This is a genomic window from Aeromonas sp. R9-2 (assembly GCF_040908025.1).
Lineage (GTDB): Bacteria > Pseudomonadota > Gammaproteobacteria > Enterobacterales > Aeromonadaceae > Aeromonas > Aeromonas veronii.
In genome coordinates this window covers 206,183-232,472 of record NZ_JBFOCX010000013.1, presented here as the reverse complement: position 1 = coordinate 232,472, position 26,290 = coordinate 206,183, and the positions used below count along the sequence as shown (strand labels likewise).

Here is a 26,290-nt window from a genome sequence, read left to right as displayed (position 1 = left end):
GTTTGATTAGCCGCAAGGCGTAATCGGACATTCGCGTAAATTAATTCCCGCTATAACGGCTACTCCGATTTCCCATCTGCCAGAGGCCGCTGACTCATGGATACAACCGAGACAGCGGCATCTCGATCGTCCGATTACGCTTCGCTAGTCGAGCCTGCATGCAACGGTAATATATGGGAGATGCAGGTTGGCGCGGATCTGCCAATCTGACGCCATCGCCATAATCAGAATCACCACAAATAACAGAGCCGCCCTTATGGGCGGCTCTTGGTATCAGCGATGGATGGCTGAATCGTCTTGTTACCGAATCGTCACTCGGTCTTGGGCGGTTCCACCGCAGCGGTCGCCGGTTGGTCATCTTCCTTGATCCAGGCATCCAGCAGGGTGTAGCCCACCGCCAACACTACCGGGCCGATAAACAGACCGATGATCCCCATGGTCAGCAAGCCACCGATTACCCCCACCAGAATGAGGATCAGCGGCAAGTCGGCGCCCCGCTTGATCAGGAAGGGGCGCAGGAAGTTGTCCATGGTGCCCGCAATCAGTGACCACACCAGCAGGAAGGTGCCCCAGGTGGTGTCACCGCTCCAGTAGAGGTAGCCGATACAGGCCAGCAGCACCGGGAAGGGGCCGATCTGGGCGACGATCAGCAGGAACATCACCACCACCAGCACCATGGCGTAGGGGATACCGGCAATCAGCAGGCCGACACCGGCTACCGAGGATTGCACCAGCGCAGTCACCACCACCCCCATCGCCACGGCACGGATCGCCTGTGAAGCGAGCACGGTGGCATTGTCACCACGCTGACCCGCCAGCCGGTGGGCAAAGCGGCGAATGCCGGTCGCCACCACTTCACCGGAGTGATAGAGCACACCGCAGATACCGACCGTCAGCAGGAAGTGGACAAACAACAGCCCCAGATTACCGGCCTGAGAGGCCAGCCAGCGGGCGGTCTGACCGAAATAGGGGGCCAGCTTGGCAAACAGCACCTGACCACCGCTCGCCAGAATTTGCTGCCAGAAGTCATAGAGCTTGTCGCCCACCAGCGGGATCTGTTGCAGCCAGAGCAGCTCCGGCGGCGGTGACTGGCTGATATGGGTACCCAGCTCGATCAGCATGGGCGCCTTCTCCGCCACATTGGCCAGCGTCATAAAGAGCGGGATGACAAACATCAGCAGCAGCACCAGCGTCATAAAGAGGGCCGCCAGGGTGCGCTTGCCCCACAACAGGCGCTGCACCATCAGCATCAACGGCCAGGTGGCGATGGTGATCATGGTGGCCCACACCAGCGCAGGCAGGAAGGGCTGCAACACCAGGAAACAGGAGATAATCAGGATGCTGAGAAACAGCACCCCTAGGGTTATCTTGGCCAAATCCACTTTTTTCACATTCATAGAGTTCCCTTGTCAGAGCCATTGCCCTTGGGTCGTGTGTCGCATTTCAAGAAAGAGAGTATCCACCAGAGGCCAGCGCTCAACCAGAGCCCCAGCCCGAAAAAGAGCACAAACTGGCCAAGCAGGATAGCCAGCGAACTGCTGGTCAGCAGCGGCAGCGCCCAGAGCCCCGCCCCTATCACCGCGCCCCCCACCAGGGTGACCGCGCCAGTCACAATGGGGGGATAACCGCCGCGGGTCAGGGTAAGCAAACCGCCAACCCAGATCCCGAGGGCCGCCAGCCCGATCCCGGCCAGATGGGCCGACTGGGTCAGGCCCGCGCAAACCAGTGCTGCAGCGATCAGCAAGCCCCACACGGATGAACGCTGATCCAGCCGCCAGTAGGGACGCGCGGCCAGCAGCAAGGCGCCAATCAGCAGGCCAACCGCCACATCGGAGATAAAGTGCACCCCGAGCCATACCCGCGCCAGACCTGTGGTCAGCGCCAGCAGCAAGGCCAGCGAATAGGCCAGCCCCCGCCGGGCAGGCCAGAGCCAGCCAAGCAGCGCCCCCCAGAACAGCAGGGCCGAGGCGGTATGGCCGCTCGGCATGCCAAAACCTTGCGCGCTCTGGGTTGCCAGCAGCGGTTGCAGATGGAAGGGACGCGGCCAGCCGATCCCCTCCTTGCTCGCCTGCACCAGCAAGCCAAGCCAGAGCATGGCGAACAGCAACTGGCGCAGTCGCGGCCACCCCAGCAGCGGGAGCAGCAAAGGTATCAGGGCAAGCTGAAAGCCGCCTGAACCAAACAGATTGCTGACCGACAGCCACCAGACATCGGGCCCCAGCCACTGCTGCAGGCGCATCATCAGCGGGATCTCGACCTGATGCAGCGCATTGCCCTGCGCCACGAAATCAGCCTGCCAGAGCATCTCGCTCTCGGGCACCTGATCAAGCCGGGATTGCAACCAGTCGAGCTGATCCGGGAAACGGCGCTGCTCGCGGGGCAGCTGGTCGATGGCGATCAGCCGGGCGTTAAGGATCTCCCCCCCCAGATTGGGAGCTTTCAGCAGCGAGACAAAATCGGAATCTTGCTGCGCGACAATCGGCTCCAGCGTGCGACAGGCGAAGATAACCGCCCGCTGCCAGCGGCCCAACTCCTGCACCACCTCCCCCCGCAAGCCGGTCTCCTCAAAGAGTTCGCGCAGTGCCGCCTGCTCGGGGCGTTCGCCGCCATCGATATAGCCACCGCTCAGACTGTAGCGGGAGGAGATGCGATCCTGCACCAGCAGCAGTTGATCCTGATGGCGGATGGCGCAGGCCGCTGCCGTCGGTGCCGCCGGTTCGGCGCTCAGGGCTGGCAGAGAGGCAAACAGCGCCAGCAAGAGTAAAAAGAGGGTTCTCGACATCAATTTGCTTTCCCTATGCACAATGGCGACAAGCCTCCCAGAAATCAGATAGTTGGGCAACGGTAGCGGCCGGATCGCCGCCGTTCCCGCCGCGCTGGCGGTGCACGGAAGATTGCGATGAAGCAGGGCACTCCCTACTATTGGCGGCTATCTTCAATGTCATGCAGCAAATGCTGGAGCCCTCCATGAGACAGTTCGGCTTTTTCCTCGGCATCGCCATCGGTGTCATTTTGATCCTGTTCGGCAGCATCGTCATCTTCCAGGCGCTCCCTGCCGCACTGGATGTACTGGAGATGCCAAGCCGCATCCCGTTCGTGCGCGAGGTCTACACCTGGCTGATGACCAGCGCCAACGGCCTGACCGCCCAGCTGGAGCAGAATTTCCTGGAAGCGTTCCAGACCGTGCTCAAGCTGATCCTGCTCATCACCTTCATGTGGGTCTGCGTCAAGCTGGTCAACATGGGGGTGCTGATTATCCGTGCCGGTGTTGATCTCATCCGCACCGCCATCGCCCACAGCGAAGGCCCCCACGACCAGAAGAAGCCGGATCAGCACGATCACTTCTGACTGAGCCGTGGTCAACGGATGTGAACGCTGCCGCCCCCAACCGGGGCGGCAGCTTTATATGCGCGGTATGAAGGCCCCTCCCAGCCCCCATGAGTACCCGATAAAGCAGCGGCTTTCCCTTGTGAATCAGCAAACTGCCCATATGTTGCATCACCTTGACATGGTTTGCGCCCCGCGCGGCGGCTGCCCGGTTTCTATCCCGACCCCGTGCTCTGGTATAATCGACCACCTCTTTTCCCCGTTATGGAGCCTGTTCATGCCCAATCATGCAGAAAGTGCCCTCGAGGTTCGTCTCGACAAGTGGTTGTGGGCAGCCCGTTTCTACAAGACCCGCTCCATTGCGCGGGATCAGATAGACGGGGGCAAGGTGCACTACAATGGTCAGCGCAGCAAACCGGGCAAACAGGTGGAAGTGGGTGCACTGATCCGCTTCTGGCAGGGGCAGGACGAACGCGAAGTGCGGGTGCTGGCCTTGAGCGAGCAGCGCAAATCGGCCCCGCTGGCCCAGCAGCTCTATGAAGAGACCGCCGAGAGCCTGAAAAAACGGGCCGAGAACAGCGAGGCGCGCCGCTTCAACAGCCAGTTTGCCCCCAGCCCCGAGCGCCGCCCCGACAAGCAGGAGCGACGCCAGTTGCTCAAGGTCAAACAGTACTGACCGACCCCGATTTGATAGCGGGCTGGCATCAACCCCAGCCCGCCCGATTTACCTCACCGAAAAGCCAGGAATACATGATGAGCAACCAAGATCTGCTGTATCGCTATCTGTTTGAAGAGTACGAAGTGCGTGGCGAGCTGGTCCAGCTGGATCACACCTACCGCCACGTAGTGGAAGCCCAGAACTACCCGGTGCAGGTGCAAAAACTGCTGGGCGAGCTACTGGTCGCCACCAGCCTGCTGACCGCCACCCTCAAGTTTGAAGGCTCCATCACGGTGCAACTGCAGGGCGATGGCCCGGTGCGTCTGGCCGTGATCAACGGTGACAACAACCAGCAGCTGCGCGGCGTGGCCCGCTATGAAGGCGAACTGCCGAGCGATGGCAAGCTGCAGAGCCTGATCGGCAACGGCCAGCTGATCATCACCATCACCCCGGAACAGGGCGAGCGCTATCAGGGCATCATCGCGCTGGACGCCGACACCCTGGCAGGCTGCCTGGAGCACTACTTCGCCCGCTCCGAACAGCTGGCCACCAAGCTGTGGATCCGCACCGGCTATCACGAAGGTGCGCCGCGCGCTGCCGGCATCATGCTGCAGGAGCTGCCAGCCCAGAGCGAGGATCACAGCAACGATTTCGATCACCTGACCCAGCTCACCAGCACCATCAAGGATGAAGAGCTGTTCGGCCTGCAGGCAGAAGAGATCCTCTACCGTCTCTACCATCAGGACAAGGTGCGGGTGTTCGATCCGCAGGCGGTCGAGTTCCGTTGCACCTGCTCCCGCGAGCGCTGCGAAGGGGCCCTGTTGCAGATAGAAAAGGAAGAGGTCATGGAGATGGTGCAGGAGCTCGGCAAGATCGACATGCACTGTGATTATTGCGGCGCCCAGTACCAATTTAATGGGATCGATGTCGAAACCCTGTTCAGCAGGGCTCCCGGCAATGATGCAAACCAGTTACACTAATTAAAGGCGGGCAAAACCCGCCTTTAACTTTAATAACAAAAAAATACCCTATTTTATAAAGTTTGATGGCGATCGCTAAACTCTACCACCTAAGTGATAGGATGACCGTCAGATAGAACCCTACCAACCTCTGAACCCAGGAGAATACAATGACAATCGTGGCAGAACCCACCCTGGCCCAACAATTAGGACTGGACCAGTACGGCATCAAAAACAGCCAAGAAATCGTTCGCAACCCCTCTTACGAGCAGCTTTTCGCCGAAGAGACACGCCCTGACCTGGAAGGGTTCGAGCGCGGTGTGGTGACCGAGCTGGGCGCCGTCAACGTAAACACCGGTATCTTCACCGGTCGCTCCCCGAAAGATAAATATATCGTCAAAGATGCCACTACCCAGGATACTGTGTGGTGGTCTGACCAGGGTAAAAACGATAACAAAGCCATTACCCCGGAAGTGTGGTCACATCTGAAAGGGCTGGTCACCAAACAACTCTCCGGCAAGCGCCTGTTTGTGGTCGACGGTTTCTGCGGTGCCAACCCGGATACCCGCCTGGCCGTGCGCATCATCACCGAGGTGGCCTGGCAGGCACACTTCGTGAAAAACATGTTCATCCGCCCGAGCGATGAAGAGCTGAAAACCTTCAAGCCTGACTTCGTGGTGATGAACGGTGCCAAGTGCACCAACCCGAACTGGAAGGAGCAGGGTCTCAACTCCGAGAACTTTGTTGCCTTCAACATGACCGAGAAGATGCAGCTCATCGGTGGCACCTGGTACGGTGGCGAGATGAAGAAGGGCATGTTCTCCATGATGAACTACTTCCTGCCCCTGCGCGGCATTGCCTCCATGCACTGCTCCGCCAACGTGGGTCAGGACGGCGACGTCGCCATCTTCTTTGGCCTCTCCGGCACCGGCAAGACCACCCTCTCCACCGATCCCAAGCGTCAGCTGATCGGCGATGACGAGCACGGCTGGGATGACCACGGCGTGTTCAACTTCGAAGGGGGCTGCTACGCCAAGACCATCAAGCTCTCCGAAGAGGCCGAGCCGGACATCTACCACGCCATCCGTCGCGATGCGCTGCTGGAGAACGTGACCGTTGCCGCCGATGGCACCATCGACTTCGATGATGGCTCCAAGACCGAGAACACCCGCGTCTCCTACCCCATCTATCACATCGACAACATCGTCAAGCCGGTCTCCAAGGCAGGTCACGCCACCAAGGTGATCTTCCTGACTGCCGACGCTTTCGGCGTGCTGCCTCCGGTCTCCAAACTGACCAAGGAGCAGACCAAGTACCACTTCCTGTCTGGCTTCACCGCCAAACTGGCCGGTACCGAGCGCGGCATCACAGAGCCGACTCCGACCTTCTCCTCCTGCTTCGGCGCAGCCTTCCTCTCCCTGCACCCGACCAAGTACGGTCAGGAGCTGGTGAAACGGATGGAAGCGGCAGGGGCAGAGGCCTATCTGGTCAACACCGGCTGGAACGGCACCGGCAAGCGCATCTCCATCAAGGATACCCGCGCCATCATCGACGCCATCCTGGATGGCTCCATCGAGAAGGCCGAGACCAAGGTGCTGCCGATCTTCAATCTGGAGATCCCGACCGCGCTGCACGATGTGAACTCGGCGATCCTCGACCCGCGCGACACTTACGCCGACAAGGCCGAGTGGGATGCCAAGGCCGTCGATCTGGCAGGGCGCTTCATCAAGAACTTCGAGCGCTTCACCGATAACGATGAAGGCAAACGTCTGGTTGCGGCAGGCCCGCAGCTGTAACAGGCTCGCTTCGTATCAGTGACATCATGCCGGTCAGCCACGCTGACCGGCATTTTTGTTTTTGTGGAGCCTCGAACGCCGCCATCGGCCCCATTCAAGGGGCCAAAACCTTGCCTTTGCCCATTGTGACAGGTTAGATTCAGCCAAACTTTATACAATATACAATTCTGTAACGCCCAATCGTGACCCGACCATGACCCCACCCTACAAGACCCGAACCCAGATGGTGATGGAAAACCTCCGTGGCCGGATCCTCCGTGGGGAGTTCCCCGCCGGCGCCCCCTTGCGTCAGGATGCCATTGCCAAAGAGCTGGCCGTGAGCCGCATCCCGGTGCGCGAAGCCCTGATGCAACTGGAAGCGCAGGGGCTGGTCAAATTCGAGGCCCATCGCGGTGCCGTGGTCACCATGCTGGACGCCTCGGCCATTGAAGAGCTCTTTTATTTGCGAGCGCTGCTGGAAGCCGATACCCTGTTTCACGCCGTCGACAAGATGACGGAAGCCACCTTCGCACAAGCGGAGGCGATCCTCGCCCAGTTTGATCACGCCCTGGAGTCAGGCACCCAGATCGAACATTGGGCCGAGTTGAACCATAGCTTTCACGCCACCCTCTATCAGGCAGCCGGTCGCCCCCAGGCACTTGAACTGATCGCCCAGATCAATCTGAGCTGTGACCGCTATGTCCGCTTCGAGCTGCTCTTTGCCAGCGACGGGGTGGACAAGGCGGAGCGTGAACACGCCCAATTGCTGGAACTGTGCCGCGCCCGGCGCAAGCACGAGGCGGTGGTGCTGCTCAGGCAGCATATCGAAGCGGCAGGTCAGTCGATCAAGCGGATCCTGGCCAGCGGCCATAAAAACTGAACACTCATATAGCAACCATCTGGCACTAACGACATGAATAATTTCGAGATAATTGAAACCCGCGTCGCCCAAGTCAGGGCCGAGCTGGCCATGCAGGAGTTGGACGCATTTATCGTCCCCCACGATGATGAGCACCTCGGCGAGTACATCCCCGCCTATGCCGAGCGGCTTGACTGGATCACCGGTTTCAACGGCTCTGCCGGCGTCGCCATCATCATGGCCCAGCGGGCAGCCCTCTTTGTCGATGGTCGCTATACGGTACAGGCGCGGATGCAAACTCCCGCCGAACTATTCGAATTCCTCCACCTCATTGAAAATCCTCATGTGCAGTGGCTGGCCGAACAGCTGCCGTCAGGCTCCCGGGTTGGCTTCGATGCCCGCCTGCACAGCCTGACCTGGTACAAGAATGCCAAGGCCGTGCTGGCCGATCGCGGTATCGAGCTGATCCGCGTCGAGCAGAACCCCATCGACCTGAACTGGAGCGATCGCCCGGAGCCGACCAAGAGCCCGGTCATCCTCTACAGCGAGGAGCTGGCAGGCCAGTCCAGCCAGTCCAAACGTGAACAGCTGGCGGCCGACCTGCGCAAGCGCGGGCTGGATGCCGTGCTGCTGACCCAGGCCGAGCCTATCAACTGGCTGCTCAACCTGCGCGGCCGCGATATCGACCGGCTGCCGGTGGTGCTGGGCTTTGCTGTGCTCTACGCCAACACCAGCATGGATTTCTTCGTCGATACCGACAAAATTGACTGCTTCGCCTTTACCCAACACGTGGGACAGGATGTCTCCGTCTACCCCATCGACAAGCTGGGCGACGTGTTGCAGCGCATCGGTGAAGATCAGCAGAAGGTGCTGGCCGATCCGGACAGCGCCAACGCCTGGACCCAGCTCGTCATGGAAGAGGCGGGCGCCATTCTGGTGGCAGGGCAAGATCCCACCATGCTGCCGAAAGCGTGCAAGAACGAGATCGAGCTAACGGGTATGCGTGCCGCTCACCTGCGTGATGGCGTGGCCATGACCCGCTTCCTTGCCTGGCTGGATCGGCTGGTCGCCTCCGGCGAGTTCGAAGGGGTGGATGAAGGCACTCTGGCAGATCAGGTGGAAGCGTTCCGCCGCGAGCAGGAGCACTACGTCGAGCCGAGCTTCGATACCATCTCCGCGCTCGGCCCCAACGCCGCCATGTGCCACTACCACCACACCAATGGCACCCCCCGTGCGTTTGGTCAGGACAGCCTCTATCTGCTGGACTCCGGCGCCCAGTATATGGATGGCACCACCGACATCACCCGCACCATCAAGGTGGGTGAGGTGAGCGACGAGCAGAAAGCGATGTTTACCCGGGTTCTGCAGGGTCATATCGCGCTGGATCAGGCCCGCTTCCCGCGCGGCACCGCCGGTATCCAGCTCGACGTGCTGGCCCGCATGCCACTGTGGCAGGCCGGTTACAACTATGACCATGGCACCGGTCACGGCGTCGGCCACTTCCTGAGTGTCCACGAAGGGCCCCAGCGCATCGCGCCGAAAGGGAGCATGGTCGCCCTGCAACCGGGCATGGTGCTCTCCAACGAGCCGGGCTACTACCGCGAAGATGGCTTCGGCATCCGTTGCGAGAACCTGGTAGTCGTGACCGAGCAGGAACAGGTTGGCGAGCTGCCGATGCTGGGCTTCGAGCGTCTGACCTACGTGCCGTTCGATACCCGACTGATCGACCGCAGCCTGCTGAGCCCGGCCGAATTCCGCTGGATCAACGAATACCACGTCGAGGTGTTCCGCCGCCTGAGCCCGCTGCTCGAGGGCGAGGATCTCGCCTGGCTGGAGCAGGCAACCAGCCTCATCTGATGACACAGGGCCTGCGGGCCCTGTTTTTTTATCCCCCCTTTTGACCTGTATCAACACCCAAAGCGAGCAGGTCAGGAGAATGGCGACCATGAAAAGTCATCATGCCAGCCCAGCCCGGGGCTCACACGCCGCAGCCAGCAAAAAGGCGAGTGACCATCCCAGACTCATGCGCGAGCAGCAGACGGTCAGCGCCATGATCCGCCTCTACTGCCAGCACCATCATCAGGATCCCCATTGCCGCCACTGTCGCCAGTTGCGGGATTTCGCCCATCAGCGCCTGCGTCGCTGCCGTTATGGCCACGGCCACAAACCCACCTGCGCCAACTGCAATATCCACTGTTACGCACCGGCGATGCGCAAACAGATCCAGCAGGTGATGAAGTGGAGCGGCCCGCGCATGTTGCTGCGCCACCCCTGGCTCACCCTCCGCCACCTGCTCGACGGCTTGCGCAAGGCTCCCAAACTGCCCCAGAGCCGCCCCCTGCCGCCATAACCGCCAATCCCTTGCATCCGGCAGGGGATGACCACTACCCTATGACTCCTTTTCTGCCGTTGACCCCAAGGTCAGCGGCGTTGCCGATCCGTTTGCTGCCAATGGAGTCCTGATGCACCACAACCCGCCCCTGCTACGCCCCGCCACCCACCATGACATGCACGCCATCTGGCAGATCGATGCCAAGGTGTTTGGCGAAGATGTCTATCCCGCCTTCTTCTTCCGTCAGGCGATGGATTTGTGGCCCGAGTTGTTGCTGGTGGCTGAATACGAGGGGCAGCTGGTGGGTTATGTGCTGGGGGGATTCGGTCAGGAGCGGTCGCAAGGCTGGGTGCTCTCACTGGCGGTGCTGCCCGAGGCACGCGGTTTTGGTCTGGCCGAGCGAATGATGCGCCAGATGGAGGCCAACCAGCAGGCGCTGCAGATCAGCGAACTGCGGCTCACAGTCGATCCGGCCAATCCGGCCCAGCGCCTCTACTACCGGCTCGGTTACACATTGCAGGCGGAAATAGCCGACTATTTCGGCCCCGGAGAAGACCGCCTGCTGCTGGTTAAAACCCTCTCCGGTACAGCTGCGATTCAAGGACAAAACCGGTTACAGAACGCATAATTGGTTACATTTTGCCGATTTCATGTGTGACGGGGTTGGAGTAAAGTTCACTCATCAACCGGATTGTTCAAATTACGTGCAGCCCAGGAGGCCCACCATGTTGAAGCGTATGACCCTTATTGCCCTGCTGGCGGCGACCACCATCACCGGATGCGCCAACAGTGACGTTTACTCCGGCGATGTGTACACCAAAGACCGCGCCAAACAGGTGCAGACTGTCAGCTACGGCACCATCATCTCCACCCGCCCGGTGAAGATCCAGGCCGATGAGAACTCACTGATTGGCACCATTGGCGGCGCCGTGGTCGGCGGCCTGCTGGGCAGCACAGTCGGTGGCGGCACCGGACGCGACATCGCAGCCGCAGGCGGCGCCATCGCCGGTGCAGCGGCAGGTAACGCCATCGGCAACAAGATGAATCAGGTCGACGGCGTCGAGCTGGAGATCAAGAAAGAGAACGGCGAAGCCATCGTGGTCGTGCAGAAAGCCAGCCCCACCTTCACCCCGGGTGCTCGCGTGCGAATGACCCAGGGCAATGGCAGCATCAACGTGGCCGTCGTGAACTAAGAGCGTGAACTCAGGCTTTGCAGCTCTCGAGTCATAAAAAAACCGCCGATCCCGGCGGTTTTTTGTTGCCTGACGTTAGGGATTACATGCTGTAAGCCTTCTCGCCGTGGGAGGTGACATCCAGCCCTTCCCGCTCGGCATCGCCGTTCACCCGCAGGCCCACCAGCATGTCGACCGCCTTGAAGGCAATCGCCGCCACTGCACCGGACCAGAGCAGGGTGACACCGACCCCGATGGCCTGGATCTTCACCTGAGTCAGGATGGAGTAGCCCTCGGCAACCTGATTGGTGACATAGTCCCAAACCCCGGTGCCGCCCAGATCCGGGCTGGCAAAGACGCCGGTCAGCAGGGCGCCGAGAATGCCGCACACCCCGTGCACACCAAACACGTCCAGACTGTCATCGGCCCCCAACATGCGCTTGAGACCGTGGACCCCCCACAGACCCGCCACGCCACTGATAAGGCCCATTACCAGACCACCGCCCACACCGACGAAACCGGCTGCCGGGGTGATCACCACCAGACCGGACACCGCACCGGATGCCGCACCCAGCAGGGAGGGACGTCCCTTCATCACCCACTCGGCCAACGTCCATGAGAGAGCTGCCGCCGCCGGCGCTACCCAGGTGTTGATAAAGGCGAGTGCGGCGATACCATTGGCTTCCAGCGCGGAGCCGGCGTTGAAACCGAACCAGCCGAACCAGAGCAGGGAGGCACCAATCATGGTCATGGTCAGGCTGTGGGGGGTCATGGGATCACGACCGTAGCCCAGACGCTTGCCCACCAGATAGGCACCCACCAGACCCGCCACGGCGGCGTTGATGTGCACCACTGTGCCGCCTGCAAAGTCCAGCGCACCATGCTGGAACAGATAACCGGCAGTGGCGGTCGCTGTGGCCGCAGCCTCGGCGCTGGTATAGGCATCCGGACCCGCCCAGTACCACACCATATGAGCCAGCGGGATATAGGCGAAGGTGAACCAGATCACCGAGAAGAGCAGCACGGCAGCAAACTTGATGCGCTCGGCAAACGCCCCCACGATAAGGCCGCAGGTGATGGCGGCAAAGGCCCCCTGGAACACCACATAGATCAGCTCGCTGATCCCGACACCCTTGCTGAAGGTGGCGGAGATGGAGTCAGGGGTCACCCCCTTGAGCAGCACCTTGCTGAAGGAGCCGTAGAAATTGCCCCCCTCGGTAAAGGCCAGCGAATAGCCGTAGATCACCCAGAGCACGCAGATGAGGCAGAACAGGGTAAAGACCTGCATCAGCACGCTCAGCATGTTTTTGGCCCGCACCAGACCACCGTAGAAGAGGGCCAGACCGGGGATCGACATCAGGATCACCAGCGCCGCCGAGAGCAGCATCCAGGTGTTGTCACCCTTGTTGATTGTCATGGCGGCAACCGGCGCCACCGCCGCCTGTACCTGAGCGACCTCTTCGGCCCAACTTGGGGTAACCAGCAAGGCAGGCAACATCGTCAGACCCGCCATCATCCATTTTTTGACCATAGAGCACTCTCCTTCCCTGTCGTACCGGTACAAGACCGGCTCCGTTTCCCTGATTGAATCTGTGGCGAATCGCAAGGTGTTGCTGCAACCCGCCAGAATCACACCCGCGCCCTGCACGGGGATGCCTCTTGCCACTTCCTCATCACTGCGTCTGCCGTCGATGACCGCAAGAGACCGTCTGACATCTAAAAAGCATAAAGTGGGCCATAAATTTAAATCCTTTTAAATCATAGCATTAGCAAGATCACGCATCATCAACGCACCAATTTGGCGCATGAGCTGCGCTAACCTGCCCAGGGTCGCCCTGTCACAGGGCAGGCGATACGTCGCGCACCAGAAGTGCGCAAACCCGGAGCCAGCCCACAAGCTGACGTCATCGATATCGCGCGCTGCGGGCCCGCTCGTTTACACTGACAGACCAGCCGTTTCCTGTTATCCGACCACGGCATGCCATTACGCAGCCTCTTGTTTGCAAGGTGATGGCAGGCCCAATCCGAGGAACACCATGCAGTTCGATCGTCTCGACATCAGCCTCTCCCACTACCGTCATCTCGACCGGGAGCATCGCGCCCACATCGCGCTGCTGGGGATAGTGATGCTGGCCATCATGTCCCTTCATCTGTTGCTGCTGCCCCACTTCCCCTACGAGCGCTTTTACGCCGTCAGCTTTGGCTTCGAGGTGATCAACTGGCTCACCATGCTGTTCCTGTTCTGGGTGGTGCAGTGTGCCCACCTGCCCACCCACACCTACCGCATGCTCTCCTGCGGTCTGATGTTGTGGATCATGGGGGCCACCGCCGACATCATGGATGAGCTGGTGGCGCAGCCACTCTGGCTCGCCATCTATGCCGAGGATCTGCTGAGATCCAGCGGCATCCTGCTCAGCAGCATCGGTATCCTGAGCACCATGCACCACCTCTTCCACATCAATACCCAGCTCAGACAACAGGCGCTGTTCGACGATCTGACCCGGCTGCCAAACCGGCGCTACTTTCATCAGCAGCAGTTTCTGGAACAGGGGATTTGCCACGCCCTCATCCTGCTGGATCTGGATCACTTCAAGGTGATCAATGACAACTACGGCCACGATATCGGGGATCGGGTGTTGCAGCAGTTTGGCGAGCTGTTGCAACAGCACTGCCCGCCCGGTGCGCTGGCGGCCCGTGTCGGGGGTGAAGAGTTTGCCCTGCTGCTGCCCGTCGCCCACGAAGCCGAGCTGCAGCAACTGGCCAACACCCTGCTCACTGCGACACGTACCATAGCCCCAGATCCGGCCCATACCATGACGGTCAGTCTGGGAGTGGGGATCCGCGAGCCCAAGGAGCCGGCAGTCTCGCTGTTCAAACGGGTGGATCAGGCGCTTTATGGCGCCAAGGAGGCGGGCAGAAACTGCGCGGTATGGGCGATGCCGACTAACAAGGAGGTATGAAGATCTGCAGGTTGATTGCCGATCACGGCGAAACATTGCTGCTGGAACAGGGGCCCAATGGCCCCTGTTTCATGGGGAAAATCCCCTCACCTAAAAGCGGAAGGTAAGACCGATATTGGCCTGCCACTGGGTTACCAGCTCCCCGCGCACCTTGAACACGCACTGCTCCGGGTTGCAGAGAAACTGGTTGTTGTCGTTGACCAGCGAGCCATAACCGCGCACCTCGGCCCGCAGGGCCAGATGCTCGGCGAGGCGCGGTTGCACCCCGAGCGCCAGCGACATGGAAGGGGTCACCTCACTGTCGTAGGCGGCAAAGCGGGTCACCCCGATCCCGGCGCCGATGTAGGGCGCCATCAGGTTGTCAGAGAGGGTCAAGGCACCGGAAAAGTGCAGGGTATCGACCGTCAGGCGATCCGGCTGGTCGGGAGAGAGGGTGGTGGACTGATGGCTGTAGAGCAGCTCAATCATGCCGGGATCATCCACCTCCTTGCTGATAAAGAGGCCCCAGCTGCCGGAGCCCTGTCCCTGCAGTGAATCAAACGATGCAGAAAGCGGCACCGGCTGCACCACATCGTCACTCTTCTCGAAGTCGATGGCTGAGCTGTAGCCGAAAAATGGCGTCACCTGCCAACCGGATGTGGTCGCGGCCTCGCTACTCCAGGCCTGCCCCAGTGGCAGCAACAGCCCCATCATCACTATCCCGGCTCTCTTCATCATCATCCCCTGCTCCCTGTGTGATTGTGCAGAAAGCATACCAGAGGCGTCCTGCGCCCATCCTAAACGGCGGCTGTACCGGATCACTTTCATCGCGCGATTTTCCCCTCGCCTGAACCCTGCCGCTCCGCCCCACTGGCGCCGCTATGCCCCCCCGCCACCATTCATCGACGGTTAACCTCTGCCACGTATGCTGGCGCCAAATCGGGTCATCGGGGCCCGTTATCACTACTCAGAAGGACATCAGGGAATGGTTGCCGCGCAACTCAACGACCCCAAAACTACCCTCGCGGATACCCTGCGGGCCACTGCGCATGCCATCGACGAGAGCCACATCAGCCTGCGCCAGATGCTCGCGCTGGTGGGCGAGCAGGGCATGCTGCTGTTTTGCGTGCTGCTCACCGTCCCCTTCCTGCTGCCGGTCTCCATTCCCGGGGTCAGCACCCCGTTTGGCCTGCTGATCCTCTTTATCGGCATCGGCATCACCCTCAATCGGGTGCCCTGGCTGCCCGCCATGCTGATGGAGCGCCGCTTCGCTGCCGACCAGCTCAAGCCGACCCTGCACAAGGGGGCGGATCTGCTGGCCCGGGTCGATCGCGTTATCCGCCCGCGCCTGCTGGTGCTGACCGGCAGCAACACGGTCAACCGCTGCAACGGCCTGCTGATCATGCTGGCCGCCCTGCTGCTGATGCTGCCCCTGGGCGCTATCCCGTTCACCAACGCCATGCCTGCCTGGGCCATCCTGCTGCTGGCCACCGGCATGTTGCAGCGGGACGGTCTGTTCGTCGCCAGCGGCTATCTGCTGGTAAGTGCAACCCTGATCTGGTTCAGCGTGCTGGCCATCGGCTTGCTGATGGCGGGCCAGAGCGCCAGCGGCCTGCTCGGCTAACCCCGATGCACAGAAAAAGGGCGACCAGATGGTCGCCCTTTTTGATTTGTGCGGGATACCGCTCGGTCAAAGCAGATCGTAGATAAGGGCCGAGATGGCAAGCAGCCCCATCACCAACACAAAAAGGGTACTCGGCCCGCGATAACGCTTGAGTGCGGGCAAGCGATAGATAGAGCAGGCCGGCAGCAGAAACAGGATCACCGCGATCAGCGGGCCACTGACGCGCTCGATGATGTCGAGCACATTGGGGTTCAGATAGGTGATGACGGCGGTCACCATAAACAGGATCACCGATGACACCCGGGCGATGGTCGACTCCTTGAGGGAGAGCCCCAGCCCCTGACAGGCACCGCTCACCATGCTCACCGTACCCTCGCTCACCCCCATGGAGGTTCCGAGGAAGGATTTGGACATGGCCAGAATGGCGATAAGCGGCCCCACATAGGCGATCAGCGGATTGGAAAACTTGTTCGCCAGCGCCGACAGCACCGAGATATTGTCGGTGCGGGCCAGCGCCATCTCGGCCTGACTCAGGCTCATCACGCAGCTCACCACGAAAAAGAGCACACTGCCGCAAATCAGCATGCTGCTGCACTTGATGATCCGCTTGGCACGCAGGTCGGCACTCTCCTGACAGCGCTTCTTCTGCGCCGCGCTGAAGGAGGAGATAATGGGCGCATGGCTGAAGGAGAACACCATCACCGGCACGATCAGCCAGAGGGATTTCCAGAACGCCGGGTCACGCCACTCCACTGCCTGACTCTCTGTGAAATAGGAGAGGCTCCACTGGGGCAGCAGATAGATGGAGAGGCCAATCAGAAAGGCGACCATGGGCAGCGCCAGCACGCTGATGGCCGACACTACGATCTGTTTGCCGGCCAGCAGCACCAGATGCAGGCCCAGCATCACCCCCAGCACCAGCAAGCCGCGCGGAAGCTCGGCATCCCCCAGCTGGTGAACCACGAAGCTCTGGATCGCGTTGGTGATGGAGATGCTGTAGACCAGAATGATGGGGTAGAAGGCCATCAGATAGACCAGCATCAGCAGTTTGCCCGCCTTGGCACCGAAGTGCTCCTCCACCACATGGGTGATATCCCCTTCCCGATGGGAGCTGGAGAGCACAAAGCGGCTCAATGCCCGGTGGGAATAATAAGAGAGCGGAAAAGCCAGCAATAAAATAAACAGCAAAATAACCGGAGAATTACTGCCAACCGTAATAGGGAGAAATAACGTACCGGCACCGACAGCAGTGGCATATAGGCCCATGGTCCATACCGAATCGCTTTTCTCCCATTTCAATTTTGAAACAGGGTTACTCTTTTCAGCAATAGAAACACTCATTGCAATATATACCTTATTAATCTGTCATCATTATTTTTATTGGCCCGAATAACAGGCTGGAGATATGTCGTTGCATATCGCCCTGCACATGAAAAAACAACGCCGCCAGCGGCCAACAGGGCCACCGGAGAGAAACGGAGCTGCCACGCTACCATCGTTGAAATCGCTATCCGGGTCAAGGTTAATAATTCATGACTGTTTGAATCGGAATGTTTCAAAAGACAACAGGATGTATCACATTCGTCACCCAAAACCAGATTCACGCCTGTTTGATAACATACCGATAAAACCTCATGCTGTTGCCCAACAACACAAATAAGACCAGCGATCAGGCCGATAATATTAACACCTTAAGCTGTGGAATATGAGTTAAATAATACGGCCAACTTTTCTACTAATTGACAGTGATGTCAGCCAATTTATTCAGAGTAAAAGCGCAGGCTATTTCCGACAGCGACCGGGGTGGCACTCTCAACCTGCCGGGCAGTGCGCCACCCGGTTGCGGCCTGCCCGCTTGGCCCGATAGAGCCACTCGTCGGCCCGGGCCAGCGCCTGATTGATCTCCTCCTCCGGCTGCACCAGGGTTGTGCCCAGACTGACCGTGATGGCAACCGGATCGGCAGGCAGCGCTTCGACGGCGGCACGGATCTGCTCCGCCATCTGCAGCAAACCGGCTTCATCGATCCGCGGCAGCAGGATCAGAAACTCCTCGCCACCGCTGCGTACAAAGAGGTCATCCGCCCGCAACAGGGCATCGATACAACAACTAAAGCGCTGCAAGGCCCGATCTCCCTGCTGATGGCCGTAACGATCGTTGAGCTGCTTGAAGTGATCGATGTCGAGCATGATAAGACCACAGGGGGCCTCCCCTGCCCGCAACGGCTGGCAGTGCTCAAAGAAGAACCGGCGGTTGTAGAGGCCGGTCAGCTGGTCGGTTTCACTCTGGCGCAGCAGTCGCTGCTGCAACTCGTACTGGCGGGTGATATTGCGGGTCACCCAGGCCACCGCCCGCTTGCCGTCATAGAGGGAGGGCAGCGGCGCAATCTTGCCCTCGAAACGCTGTATCCCTTGCGGCCCGACGGCAGCATTGATCCCCCCCACTTCGACGGCGGAGAGCTCATACTCCACCACCCGCACCTGACCGTTTACCAGCGACTCGGCCACCTGCGCCTTGACCCACATGGCCATCTCGGGTGGCAGCACATCGGCCAGCTGCTTGCCCGCCAGCGGATTGCCATCGTGATAGGATTGCTGCTCCATACCGCCGATATATTCCACGTAATAGCCATCTTCACTGAGGATAAAGACGGGATCTGGCAGCTGGGCCATCACTTCATAAAGCTGGGTTACCGAAAGCGCCACGGAGACTCCTGTACTTCAACGTCAAACAGGGGGGAGATATTCTGCCTCAAGAGGACTCACTCGCCCTCATCGGCAGCGCAGAAAAATCTGCGGCCACAGCCAACAATCCTTTACATCTAGCAGCCCGCCAGCCTCTCGGCCACCACAGGTGGCCAGCGCGTTGCTACTCCCGCCACTACGCTCGCTCACGGCGGCGAAAGCCCCCTCACCCGGTCGCGCATATCCCATTGTTTCAACTCACAAGTTCATTTACGCTGGCCGTCCTGAGTCCAGTTTTCACCTCATCAGCCATCAGGGAGCCAGCCACCCGCAACCGCAGGGGCTGTACCACGGAAAAGGAATCGCCAGATGAAAAACGCCATCGTTACCGCCCGCTTCGACGCCATCAGCACCGAAGGGGAACAGCTCACCATCAAGATCGCCATCAAGGCCCCCGAGCCGGATCCCAAGTCCGCCAGCGGTGACTGGCGCTGCAAGGTGAAGCTGGCGGGGCTGAGCGACAAGACCTTTATCTACGGCATCGACAGCCTGCAGGCCCTGAGCCTCGCCATCAAGTTTGTCGAAACCGAACTGCGCGCTTTCTCCGATGCGGGCTGGCAATTCTATCTGCCCAATTGCCCAGATCACCCCATCGACATGAGCGCCTGCTACTTCCCGGCGCTCTAGCCCAAGGTCAACTCAGGGAGCATGGGGTGCAGCCCAGCTCCCACAATATCCCTTTCATCGACAACGAGCTCATCATAGGCAAGTGCTGCCCCACAACCCGCAATGCCAAGGGTACCGTTAGAAAATTTGACAATTAAATCAATAGCATACATCTAAAAACAATTGACAATAATTCTCAATTAATCAATGATTGATTCCAAAATGAACCACTCTGGAGATAGTGGATGAAGCTCTGTTTAGCCACAGCATTATTGCTGTGCAGTATTTCAAGTGCCAATGCCAATACTTGCCCATTGAGTAACTGCAACACACTACACGCTGGTGAACATTACTCTATTAATGCCGATGGAAAGTATTGCATCAATTTCAACAAAGAAAACATCACGGTGGTAAACCTTTCGAGTCGATACATTGAAATAGAAGACAAAAATTCAAATCCAACTGTTATATACCCTGGTGAATTTGTTGATGTCGATACCATATCAACAATCGCAAATTCAACCAAGGTAGTTATCAGCATAGAGCACGATAGCTTTATCGTGATAAGAGATATAAATGAAAGCAAGCGTAACAAGAGAGCGGCACCCGCATTGGTATGGGCGGGCGGCGGGGCCGTTATGGGGGCGATGGGCGTCATTGCCAACAATCCTGATGCCAGCATGAGAGAGATTGCTGCAGGTGCATTTGGTGGTGCCGTTACCGGTAGGTTAAGCCCCATCATGGGAAGTGGTGTCGCAGGCATGATGGCTTCAGGCAGTGCTGGCCTGGCAGCAAGCGGTGGCTGTGCCTCATGTCACTAGTGATGATGATCGTCACATTGATAGCGGCCGTTGTAACACCCTTTCTTTTAAGCAACAACCTTGCCCATCGAATTGCATTGCTACTAATTTCAAGCGGTTCAATACTATTTAATTATTTCTCGGGCACTTTCTCAGCCTGGATATATTTAACCTTTATTGTATTTACAGTTATTTTAAAGGCTAACTATCGTTCTACTCTGGTGCGTTGTGATGATGCAATACTAGGTTGCTATATAATTTTCTACATCCAGCCATTAGTTTTCAGGATGATTTAAAACTCTCTATTTAAATGAAGCTGACAAAATAAACTAGCCATAAAAAGAGCGCATATTATGCGCTCTTTTTATTTAAGGCCTGTTTGGTAATATTTATCAACCCGTATTACGCATCCCTGCGGCAATACCGGCGATGGTGACCATCAGCGCCTTGTCCAGCTCGGGGTGCAGGGTCTCCGGGTGGTTGCGAGAGCGGTTGAGCAGCTCGGCCTGCAGCACGTTGAGCGGGTCTGTGTAGGGGTTGCGCAGCTTGATGGACTCCTTGATCCAGGGCTGATCCTCCAGCAGATCCCCGCGCGGGCTCAGCTTCAGCACCACCTCGATGGATTCGGCGAGCTCCTGACGCAGCTGTTTGCCAAGGCCCCACAGCTCCTGCGGCACCAGACGGGTGTCGTAGTACTCGGCGAGCCAGACGTCCGCCTTGAGGAACACCATCTCCAGCATCTCGAGGCGAGTGCGGAAGAAGGGCCACTGGGCGCTCATCTCCTCCAGCACCGCCAGCTTGCCGCCGTCGATGGCCTGTTGCAGCGCCTTGTGGGCACCGAGCCAGGCCGGCAGCATCAGGCGGTTCTGGGTCCAGGCGAAGATCCACGGAATGGCGCGCAGGCTCTCGACGCCGCCGTTGGGCTTGCGCTTGGAGGGACGGGAGCCGAGCGGCAGCTTGCCGAGCTCCATCTCCGGGGTGGCGGCACGGAAGTAAGGGACGAAGTCCGGATGACCACGCACGATACTGCGGTAGTGATCGCAGGAGTCGGCGGCCAGCTGTTCCATCACCTCGCGCCAGCACTCTTTCGGCTTGGGTGGCGGCAGCAGGTTCCCTTCCAGCACGGCGCTGGTGTAGAGCTCCAGACTCTTGATCGCCACTTTCGGCAGACCGAACTTGAAGCGGATCATCTCCCCCTGTTCGGTGGTACGCAGACCGCCGCGCAGGGATCCCGGCGGCTGGGAGAGGATGGCCTGATGGGCAGGCGCACCGCCACGACCAACGGTACCGCCACGGCCATGGAACAGGGTGAGTCGGATATTGTTGGCTTCGGCCAGCCCCACCAGGGATTCCATGGCGGCGTACTGGGCCCAGCCAGCGGCCATCATGCCCGCATCCTTGGCAGAGTCGGAGTAACCGATCATCACGTACTGACGGCCCTGAATGTAGCCACGATACCAGTCCACCGAGAGCAGCCGCTCCATCACGGCGGTGCCTGCCATCAGGTCATCCTGGGTTTCAAACAGCGGGGCGACCGGCATGCGGAACTTGCAGCCCGCCTCTTTGAGCAGCAGTTGCACCGACAGCACATCGGACGGCGCACCGGCCATGGAGATGATGTAGATACCGAACGCATCGGGGTCGTGCTGGGCGATGACCTGACAGGTATCCAGCGTCTCGCGTACCTCGGCGCTCGGCTCCCAGTCGTGGGGAATGAGCGGGCGACGGGAGTTCAGTTCGTTGAGCAGGAAGGCCTGCTTGTCATCTTCGCTCCACTCGGCGTAGTCACCCAGACCCAGATAGCGGGTCAGCTCGGAGAAGACCAGACCGTGACGCTCGCCATCCTGACGGATATCCAGCTTGACCAGATGGATGCCGAAACAGGCGACCTTGCGCAGCACGTCCAGCAGCATGCCATCGGCGATGTTGCCCATGCCGCAAGCGTGCAATGAGTGGTAGCAGAGCTCCAGCGGCTCGCGCAGCTGGGCGGTGGTTTTGACCAGATCCTGGCTCTCGCTCGCCTGGCCCTGCACCTTGGCGGTGAGATGCTCCTTGGTTTCGCGCAGCGCTTCACGCAGCTCGCGCACCAGCGCACGGTAGGGCTCGGGGTGATCGCCAACGCGAGCGCGCACGGCGTCGGTACAGTCGGACATGGAGAGCTCGGAGGTGAGCTCCTTGATGTCTTTGTAGAACAGGCTCACCGCCATCCAGCGGCCCAGCTCCAGCACTTCGGCAGTCACCTTGGCGGTGACGAAGGGGTTGCCGTCGCGGTCACCGCCCATCCAGGAGGTGAACTTGACCGGCGCGGCATCCAGCGGCAGCCGCACACCCAGATGGTGTTGCAGACGCTCGTCCAGATTGCGCATGAATTCGGGAATGGCAGGCCACAGGCTGTTCTCCACCACGGCGAAGCCCCACTTGGCCTCGTCGACCGGTGTCGGGCGCTGTTCGCGGATCTCGTTGGTGTGCCACGCCTGATTGATGAGCTGCTCGATGCGATTGAGGATCTTGTCCCGCTCGCGTGGCAGCAGGTCGGAGAGCTCCAGCGCCTCGAGGCAGTCGTTGAGCTGTACGTGCTTGTGGATCAGGGTGCGACGGGTCACCTCGGTGGGGTGAGCGGTCAGCACCAGATCGATATCCAGCTCGCGCACAGCCTGAATGATGGCCTCTTGCGACAGGTTGGAGGCTTTCAGCTTGTCGAACATCTGCTCCAGCGGATCCGGGGTACAGACCTGCTCTTCGCAGCGACGGGAGATGGTGTGGAACTGTTCCGCCACGTTGGCCAGATTGAGGAACTGGCTAAAGGCGCGGGCCACTGGCAGCAGTTCGTCATCGCTCAGGGTGCGCAGGGTATCGAGCAGACGTTCCCGGTCTGATTCATTGCCCTTGCGGGAGGACTTGGCCAATTGGCGAATGGTTTCGATCTTGTCGAGAAAGGCCTGACCCTGATGATCCTTGATGGATTTACCCAGCAGCTGACCCAGCATACCTACGTTGGCGCGTAGTGCGGCGTACTTTTCGTTCATTCCACATCCTTATCTTGTTGGTGCCTGACACCCATCCGGGGTGCTAGACGACCTCACTTATTGTTGTGCGATTACAACATATGCTCCGTCATCTTAGGGTGACAATCTACCCAGATTGTCTGCGCAAGGTCAAATAACAGGCCGATTCAGAACATGTATTTCCCTCACCACTCCACAACCGGCTTGTTATGTAACTTACTTACAGTTTTTACGCCCCTTTCACCGCCGCCGCTACAGGCAAAAACGTCTGATCAGGTGCTGCAAAACCGAGGTGGTCGGCTTGACGAAGGAGAGGTCGAGATACTCATCCGGCTGGTGCGCCTGGGTGATATGACCGGGGCCCATCACTATGGTCTCGCAGCCAAGCTGCTGGATAAACGGAGCCTCGGTGCAGTAGTTGACCGACTCGGCGGCGCGGCCGCTCGCCTTCTCAGCTTCGCGCACCAGCACAGAGTCGTCGGCGCAGGCATAGGCGGGAATAGGCTCGTGCAGATGTTGCAGATGCAGGCAGCCCGGCTGGTGGATCTCGATGGGTGACAGCGCCTCTTTGAGCATCCCCATCAACTCGTCCGGCCCCACCTGCGGAGTGGGTCGCAGGTCGATATGCAGCTCGCAGCAGCCGCAGATGCGGTTCGGGCTGTCGCCGCCCTGAATGTAACCCAGGTTCAGGGTTGGCTGCGGCACGGCAAAGCGGTGGTCGGCGTAGCGATCTTTCAGATCCTGCTGCAAGCGCAGCACCTGTCCCATCGCCTTGTGCATGATCTCCATGGCGTTGACGCCGTTGGCGGGATCCGAGCTGTGACCGCTCTTGCCGGTAATGCGGATCGCCTCCGACATATGCCCCTTGTGGGCCACCACCGGCACCAGTCCGGTCGGCTCGCCAATCACGGCGTAGTCGGGTTTCAATTCGGCCGCCGCGGCGATGGCGCGGGCCCCCGCCATGGTGGTCTCTTCATCGGCAGTGGCGAGAATGCGAAGGGGCTTGGTCAGCTTGGTGAGATCGATCTCTTTGAGCGCTTCCACTATGAAGGCGAAGAAGCCCTTCATATCGATGGTACCGAGACCATAGAGACGGTTGCCCTCTTCCGTCACCTTGAAGGGATCCTTGCTCCAGCCCCCCTCATCGAACGGTACCGTATCGGTGTGACCCGCCAGCAGCAGACCGCCCTCCCCCTGACCGATCGTCGCCACCAGATTGAACTTGCCCGGCAGATCGGGGAGTGCCGTCACCTCGCACTGAAAACCGAGCTGACCGAACCAGTCGGCCAGCAGCCGAATTACCGCCTCGTTGCTCTGATCCCACTTGGGATCCGTGCTGCTGATAGAGGGAATCGCAATAATATTCTTATAAAGTGAAAAAAAATCCAGATTGGCCATCAGCTCCTCCTTGCGTCCCCGGAATGTTTCTGTTAGAAAATACAAATGCAAAGTGAGTGCATGAATATTCTGTAATTTTACCTGAATATCTGGCTCGTCAACAAAGGCTTCTAGTTGTAAGGGAAAGTTAATGTTCTGTCACCTGATCTATAACCGACGACACACACCCGCCTGAATTGCCCCTCCGCACTTGTGCAAAGGGGCGCTCGAACCCCCTTGTGCACTGCAGCGTCATGCTGTGAATCTCAAACTCTGACTTGGAATATTCAACATGCTTAACACCGTTATCGTCGGTGCCAGTGGCTACGCGGGAGCCGAACTGGCCGCACTGGTACAGAACCACCCACAACTCAAGCTGTTCGGCCTCTATGTCTCCGCCGGCAGTCAGGATGCCCACAAGCGCTTCTCTTCCCTGCATCCCCAGTGGGTCGGCGCCCTCGATCAGCCTCTGCTGCCGCTGGACGACGACGGCATGACCCGGATCCTGACCCAGGCCGATCTGGTGCTGCTGGCTACCGCCCACGAGGTGAGCGCCGAGCTCGCGCCCAAGTTTCTCGCCAAGGGGCTGCCGGTGTTCGATCTCTCCGGCGCCTTCCGGGTCAAGGATCAGGGCTTTTACGACAGATTCTACGGCTTCACCCACGACAGCGAGCAGTGGCTGGATCAGGCCGTCTATGGCCTGGCGGAGTGGAATGCCGATGCCATCGCCACCGCCCAGCTGATTGCGGTGCCCGGTTGCTACCCGACCGCATCGCTGTGCGCCCTCAAGCCGCTGCAGCAGGATGGCCTGATTGCCAAGGGGTGGCAGCCCATCATCAACGCCGTCTCCGGGGTCTCCGGCGCCGGGCGCAAGGCGGCCATCAATACCAGCTTCTGCGAAGTGAGCCTCAATCCCTACGGCACCTTCAATCACAGACACCAGCCGGAGATCAGCCACCACCTCGGCAAGGAGGTGCTGTTCCAGCCCCACCTTGGCAACTATGTGCGCGGCATCCTGGCCACCATCTATGTGCAGCTGGCGGACGGCGTAACCCCCACGCAAGTGGATCAGGCCTTCCTCAAGGCTTACGAAGGCAAGCCGCTGGTGCGCCTCACCGGCCAGATGCCCTCTATTCGCGGTGTGGCAAACACCCCTTACTGCGACATCGCCTGGCAACAGCAGGGCAACATGCTGGTGGTGGTCTCTGCCATCGACAACCTGCTCAAGGGCGCAGCCTCGCAAGCCATTCAGTGCATAAATATCAAATTCGGATTTGAACCGGCCACCGGCCTGATTTAAGGACTTAGGAAGGATCTCGAACATGGACAAACAGACGTTGGTAATCAAGCTGGGCGGCGCCCTTATCGAGAACGACGAGGCGCTGACCGCCCTGTTCGCTACCCTCAAAACCTTTCTCGACGATCAGCACCGTCCGCTGGTGCTGGTGCACGGCGGTGGCTGTCTGGTGGATGACCTGCTCAAGGGGCTGGGTCTCACCTCAACCAAGAAGAACGGCCTGCGGGTGACCCCGTTCGAGCAGATCCCCTTTATTGCCGGGGCGCTGGCGGGCACTGCCAACAAACAGATGATGGCCAAGGCAATCGCCACCGGCATTCCGGCTGTGGGGCTCTGTCTGGCAGATGGTGGCCTGTGTCAGGTGACCCAGCTCGACCCGGATCTCGGCGCGGTCGGCGAGTGCAAGCCGGGCAATCCGGCTCTAGTGGCAGGCATCCTCGGTCAGGGCTTCCTGCCGGTGGTGAGCTCCATCGGCATCACCGCCGACGGGCAACTGATGAACGTCAACGCGGATCAGGCGGCCACCGCCATTGCCGAAGCGCTCGGCGCCGATCTGGTGATGCTCTCCGACGTGAGCGGCATCCTCGATGGCAAGGGCAAGCTGGTGCCCCAGCTCGACAAGCTGACCGCGCTGGATCTGATGGAGAAAGGGGTGATCCGCGATGGCATGGCGGTCAAGGTAGAAGCCGCCCTGCACGCCGCCCAGACCCTCGGCAAGCCGGTCTGTGTCGCCAGCTGGCGTTACCCGGACCAGCTGCTCAAGCTGCTGGCTGGCGGCGCCGTCGGCACTCAAGTGGCCATTTGATCTCCACCGGAAC

The 26,290-nt window shown here is 59.6% G+C and carries 23 protein-coding genes; 15 read left to right on the top strand and 8 right to left on the bottom strand.

Translation table 11 applies throughout. The annotated features are described in order from the left end of the window. Positions 1 to 311 precede the first annotated feature (311 nt). Both ydiK and AB5Y71_RS04495 read right to left on the bottom strand, forming a co-directional pair. Entirely contained in the window at positions 312 to 1,397 is a 1,086-nt protein-coding gene (gene ydiK / locus AB5Y71_RS04500; protein WP_368171085.1) for an AI-2E family transporter YdiK, read from the bottom strand. Then, complete coding sequence (locus AB5Y71_RS04495; protein WP_368171084.1) at positions 1,394 to 2,782, bottom strand: phosphatase PAP2 family protein; 1,389 nt, start codon at positions 2,780 to 2,782, stop codon at positions 1,394 to 1,396. Before AB5Y71_RS04495 ends, ydiK begins: the two co-directional genes overlap by 4 nt. Positions 2,783 to 2,967: 185 nt before the next feature. On the opposite strand from AB5Y71_RS04495, the gene AB5Y71_RS04490 reads away from it, so the two are divergent. The 9 genes from AB5Y71_RS04490 to AB5Y71_RS04450 all read left to right on the top strand — a co-directional run bounded on the left by AB5Y71_RS04490 (position 2,968) and on the right by AB5Y71_RS04450 (position 11,103). After that, positions 2,968 to 3,348, top strand: a complete 381-nt coding sequence (locus AB5Y71_RS04490) for a hypothetical protein (protein ID WP_005340143.1) — start codon at positions 2,968 to 2,970, stop codon at positions 3,346 to 3,348. Positions 3,349 to 3,604: 256 nt separating this feature from the next. Next, positions 3,605 to 4,003, top strand: coding sequence for a ribosome-associated heat shock protein Hsp15 (hslR, locus tag AB5Y71_RS04485; RefSeq protein WP_005340141.1), 399 nt, complete (start codon positions 3,605 to 3,607; stop codon positions 4,001 to 4,003). A 77-nt stretch (positions 4,004 to 4,080) separates the two neighbouring features. After that, positions 4,081 to 4,965 (top strand): Hsp33 family molecular chaperone HslO, encoded by an 885-nt coding sequence (hslO, locus tag AB5Y71_RS04480; RefSeq protein WP_005340140.1) that lies wholly within the window; start codon positions 4,081 to 4,083, stop codon positions 4,963 to 4,965. A 149-nt stretch (positions 4,966 to 5,114) separates the two neighbouring features. Then, entirely contained in the window at positions 5,115 to 6,740 is a 1,626-nt protein-coding gene (gene pckA, locus AB5Y71_RS04475) for a phosphoenolpyruvate carboxykinase (ATP) (protein WP_368171083.1), read from the top strand. A gap of 193 nt (positions 6,741 to 6,933) precedes the next feature. Beyond that, positions 6,934 to 7,599 (top strand): GntR family transcriptional regulator, encoded by a 666-nt coding sequence (locus tag AB5Y71_RS04470; RefSeq protein ID WP_005340138.1) that lies wholly within the window; start codon positions 6,934 to 6,936, stop codon positions 7,597 to 7,599. A gap of 33 nt (positions 7,600 to 7,632) precedes the next feature. Continuing rightward, a complete protein-coding gene (locus tag AB5Y71_RS04465) occupies positions 7,633 to 9,435 on the top strand; it encodes an aminopeptidase P family protein (protein WP_139428947.1) in 1,803 nt (600 codons plus the stop codon). Between the two features lie 88 nt (positions 9,436 to 9,523). Further along, positions 9,524 to 9,928, top strand: a complete 405-nt coding sequence (locus AB5Y71_RS04460) for a nitrous oxide-stimulated promoter family protein (protein WP_005356534.1) — start codon at positions 9,524 to 9,526, stop codon at positions 9,926 to 9,928. Positions 9,929 to 10,040: 112 nt separating this feature from the next. Next, a complete protein-coding gene (locus AB5Y71_RS04455; protein WP_199415447.1) occupies positions 10,041 to 10,538 on the top strand; it encodes a GNAT family N-acetyltransferase in 498 nt (165 codons plus the stop codon). Positions 10,539 to 10,635: 97 nt separating this feature from the next. Next, positions 10,636 to 11,103, top strand: a complete 468-nt coding sequence (locus AB5Y71_RS04450; RefSeq protein ID WP_005340126.1) for a glycine zipper 2TM domain-containing protein — start codon at positions 10,636 to 10,638, stop codon at positions 11,101 to 11,103. Positions 11,104 to 11,185: 82 nt separating this feature from the next. Here AB5Y71_RS04450 and amt read toward each other — a convergent pair whose 3' ends face one another. After that, on the bottom strand, positions 11,186 to 12,613 hold the full coding sequence (gene amt / locus AB5Y71_RS04445; protein WP_368171082.1) for an ammonium transporter: 1,428 nt from the start codon (positions 12,611 to 12,613) through the stop codon (positions 11,186 to 11,188). Positions 12,614 to 13,118: 505 nt separating this feature from the next. Here amt and AB5Y71_RS04440 point away from each other — a divergent pair. Beyond that, positions 13,119 to 14,042: a GGDEF domain-containing protein gene (locus AB5Y71_RS04440; protein WP_368171081.1), complete on the top strand. Its 924-nt coding sequence runs from the start codon at positions 13,119 to 13,121 to the stop codon at positions 14,040 to 14,042. A 90-nt stretch (positions 14,043 to 14,132) separates the two neighbouring features. Here AB5Y71_RS04440 and AB5Y71_RS04435 read toward each other — a convergent pair whose 3' ends face one another. Next, a complete protein-coding gene (locus AB5Y71_RS04435; protein WP_041235112.1) occupies positions 14,133 to 14,756 on the bottom strand; it encodes an outer membrane beta-barrel protein in 624 nt (207 codons plus the stop codon). Between the two features lie 250 nt (positions 14,757 to 15,006). On the opposite strand from AB5Y71_RS04435, the gene AB5Y71_RS04430 reads away from it, so the two are divergent. Continuing rightward, positions 15,007 to 15,645, top strand: a complete 639-nt coding sequence (locus AB5Y71_RS04430; RefSeq protein WP_058059744.1) for an exopolysaccharide biosynthesis protein — start codon at positions 15,007 to 15,009, stop codon at positions 15,643 to 15,645. Positions 15,646 to 15,711: 66 nt separating this feature from the next. On the opposite strand, the gene AB5Y71_RS04425 is transcribed toward AB5Y71_RS04430, so the two are convergent. Both AB5Y71_RS04425 and AB5Y71_RS04420 read right to left on the bottom strand, forming a co-directional pair. Beyond that, the gene (locus AB5Y71_RS04425) at positions 15,712 to 16,986 is read right to left on the bottom strand and encodes an amino acid permease (RefSeq protein ID WP_368171080.1); all 1,275 of its coding nucleotides are present in this window, start codon (positions 16,984 to 16,986) and stop codon (positions 15,712 to 15,714) included. A gap of 471 nt (positions 16,987 to 17,457) precedes the next feature. Further along, positions 17,458 to 18,348 carry a diguanylate cyclase gene (locus tag AB5Y71_RS04420; RefSeq protein WP_368171079.1) on the bottom strand — a complete coding sequence of 297 codons (891 nt, stop codon included), beginning with the start codon at positions 18,346 to 18,348 and terminating at the stop codon, positions 17,458 to 17,460. Between the two features lie 348 nt (positions 18,349 to 18,696). On the opposite strand from AB5Y71_RS04420, the gene AB5Y71_RS04415 reads away from it, so the two are divergent. Continuing rightward, complete coding sequence (locus AB5Y71_RS04415; RefSeq protein WP_368171078.1) at positions 18,697 to 19,014, top strand: hypothetical protein; 318 nt, start codon at positions 18,697 to 18,699, stop codon at positions 19,012 to 19,014. Positions 19,015 to 19,238: 224 nt separating this feature from the next. After that, positions 19,239 to 19,814 (top strand): hypothetical protein, encoded by a 576-nt coding sequence (locus AB5Y71_RS04410; protein ID WP_113740576.1) that lies wholly within the window; start codon positions 19,239 to 19,241, stop codon positions 19,812 to 19,814. Positions 19,815 to 20,185: 371 nt separating this feature from the next. Here the strand turns inward: AB5Y71_RS04410 and ppc are convergent, their stop codons facing one another. Both ppc and argE read right to left on the bottom strand, forming a co-directional pair. Continuing rightward, entirely contained in the window at positions 20,186 to 22,819 is a 2,634-nt protein-coding gene (gene ppc, locus AB5Y71_RS04405; RefSeq protein WP_005341594.1) for a phosphoenolpyruvate carboxylase, read from the bottom strand. A gap of 231 nt (positions 22,820 to 23,050) precedes the next feature. Beyond that, entirely contained in the window at positions 23,051 to 24,196 is a 1,146-nt protein-coding gene (argE, locus tag AB5Y71_RS04400) for an acetylornithine deacetylase (RefSeq protein ID WP_005341595.1), read from the bottom strand. Between the two features lie 271 nt (positions 24,197 to 24,467). On the opposite strand from argE, the gene argC reads away from it, so the two are divergent. Both argC and argB read left to right on the top strand, forming a co-directional pair. Continuing rightward, the gene (gene argC, locus AB5Y71_RS04395; protein ID WP_368171077.1) at positions 24,468 to 25,475 is read left to right on the top strand and encodes an N-acetyl-gamma-glutamyl-phosphate reductase; all 1,008 of its coding nucleotides are present in this window, start codon (positions 24,468 to 24,470) and stop codon (positions 25,473 to 25,475) included. Positions 25,476 to 25,497: 22 nt separating this feature from the next. Next, entirely contained in the window at positions 25,498 to 26,277 is a 780-nt protein-coding gene (gene argB, locus AB5Y71_RS04390; protein ID WP_043851575.1) for an acetylglutamate kinase, read from the top strand. Positions 26,278 to 26,290 lie beyond the last annotated feature (13 nt).

Bases quoted from the DNA above. Each gene is read 5' to 3' on its own strand.
- ydiK (WP_368171085.1), bottom strand. From the start codon at position 1,397: ATGAATGTGAAAAAAGTGGATTTGGCCAAGATAACCCTAGGGGTGCTG.
- AB5Y71_RS04495 (WP_368171084.1), bottom strand. From the start codon at position 2,782: ATGTCGAGAACCCTCTTTTTACTCTTGCTGGCGCTGTTTGCCTCTCTG.
- AB5Y71_RS04490 (WP_005340143.1), top strand. From the start codon at position 2,968: ATGAGACAGTTCGGCTTTTTCCTCGGCATCGCCATCGGTGTCATTTTG.
- hslR (WP_005340141.1), top strand. From the start codon at position 3,605: ATGCCCAATCATGCAGAAAGTGCCCTCGAGGTTCGTCTCGACAAGTGG.
- hslO (WP_005340140.1), top strand. From the start codon at position 4,081: ATGAGCAACCAAGATCTGCTGTATCGCTATCTGTTTGAAGAGTACGAA.
- pckA (WP_368171083.1), top strand. From the start codon at position 5,115: ATGACAATCGTGGCAGAACCCACCCTGGCCCAACAATTAGGACTGGAC.
- AB5Y71_RS04470 (WP_005340138.1), top strand. From the start codon at position 6,934: ATGACCCCACCCTACAAGACCCGAACCCAGATGGTGATGGAAAACCTC.
- AB5Y71_RS04465 (WP_139428947.1), top strand. From the start codon at position 7,633: ATGAATAATTTCGAGATAATTGAAACCCGCGTCGCCCAAGTCAGGGCC.
- AB5Y71_RS04460 (WP_005356534.1), top strand. From the start codon at position 9,524: ATGAAAAGTCATCATGCCAGCCCAGCCCGGGGCTCACACGCCGCAGCC.
- AB5Y71_RS04455 (WP_199415447.1), top strand. From the start codon at position 10,041: ATGCACCACAACCCGCCCCTGCTACGCCCCGCCACCCACCATGACATG.
- AB5Y71_RS04450 (WP_005340126.1), top strand. From the start codon at position 10,636: ATGTTGAAGCGTATGACCCTTATTGCCCTGCTGGCGGCGACCACCATC.
- amt (WP_368171082.1), bottom strand. From the start codon at position 12,613: ATGGTCAAAAAATGGATGATGGCGGGTCTGACGATGTTGCCTGCCTTG.
- AB5Y71_RS04440 (WP_368171081.1), top strand. From the start codon at position 13,119: ATGCAGTTCGATCGTCTCGACATCAGCCTCTCCCACTACCGTCATCTC.
- AB5Y71_RS04435 (WP_041235112.1), bottom strand. From the start codon at position 14,756: ATGAAGAGAGCCGGGATAGTGATGATGGGGCTGTTGCTGCCACTGGGG.
- AB5Y71_RS04430 (WP_058059744.1), top strand. From the start codon at position 15,007: ATGGTTGCCGCGCAACTCAACGACCCCAAAACTACCCTCGCGGATACC.
- AB5Y71_RS04425 (WP_368171080.1), bottom strand. From the start codon at position 16,986: ATGAGTGTTTCTATTGCTGAAAAGAGTAACCCTGTTTCAAAATTGAAA.
- AB5Y71_RS04415 (WP_368171078.1), top strand. From the start codon at position 18,697: ATGAAAAACGCCATCGTTACCGCCCGCTTCGACGCCATCAGCACCGAA.
- AB5Y71_RS04410 (WP_113740576.1), top strand. From the start codon at position 19,239: ATGAAGCTCTGTTTAGCCACAGCATTATTGCTGTGCAGTATTTCAAGT.
- ppc (WP_005341594.1), bottom strand. From the start codon at position 22,819: ATGAACGAAAAGTACGCCGCACTACGCGCCAACGTAGGTATGCTGGGT.
- argE (WP_005341595.1), bottom strand. From the start codon at position 24,196: ATGGCCAATCTGGATTTTTTTTCACTTTATAAGAATATTATTGCGATT.
- argC (WP_368171077.1), top strand. From the start codon at position 24,468: ATGCTTAACACCGTTATCGTCGGTGCCAGTGGCTACGCGGGAGCCGAA.
- argB (WP_043851575.1), top strand. From the start codon at position 25,498: ATGGACAAACAGACGTTGGTAATCAAGCTGGGCGGCGCCCTTATCGAG.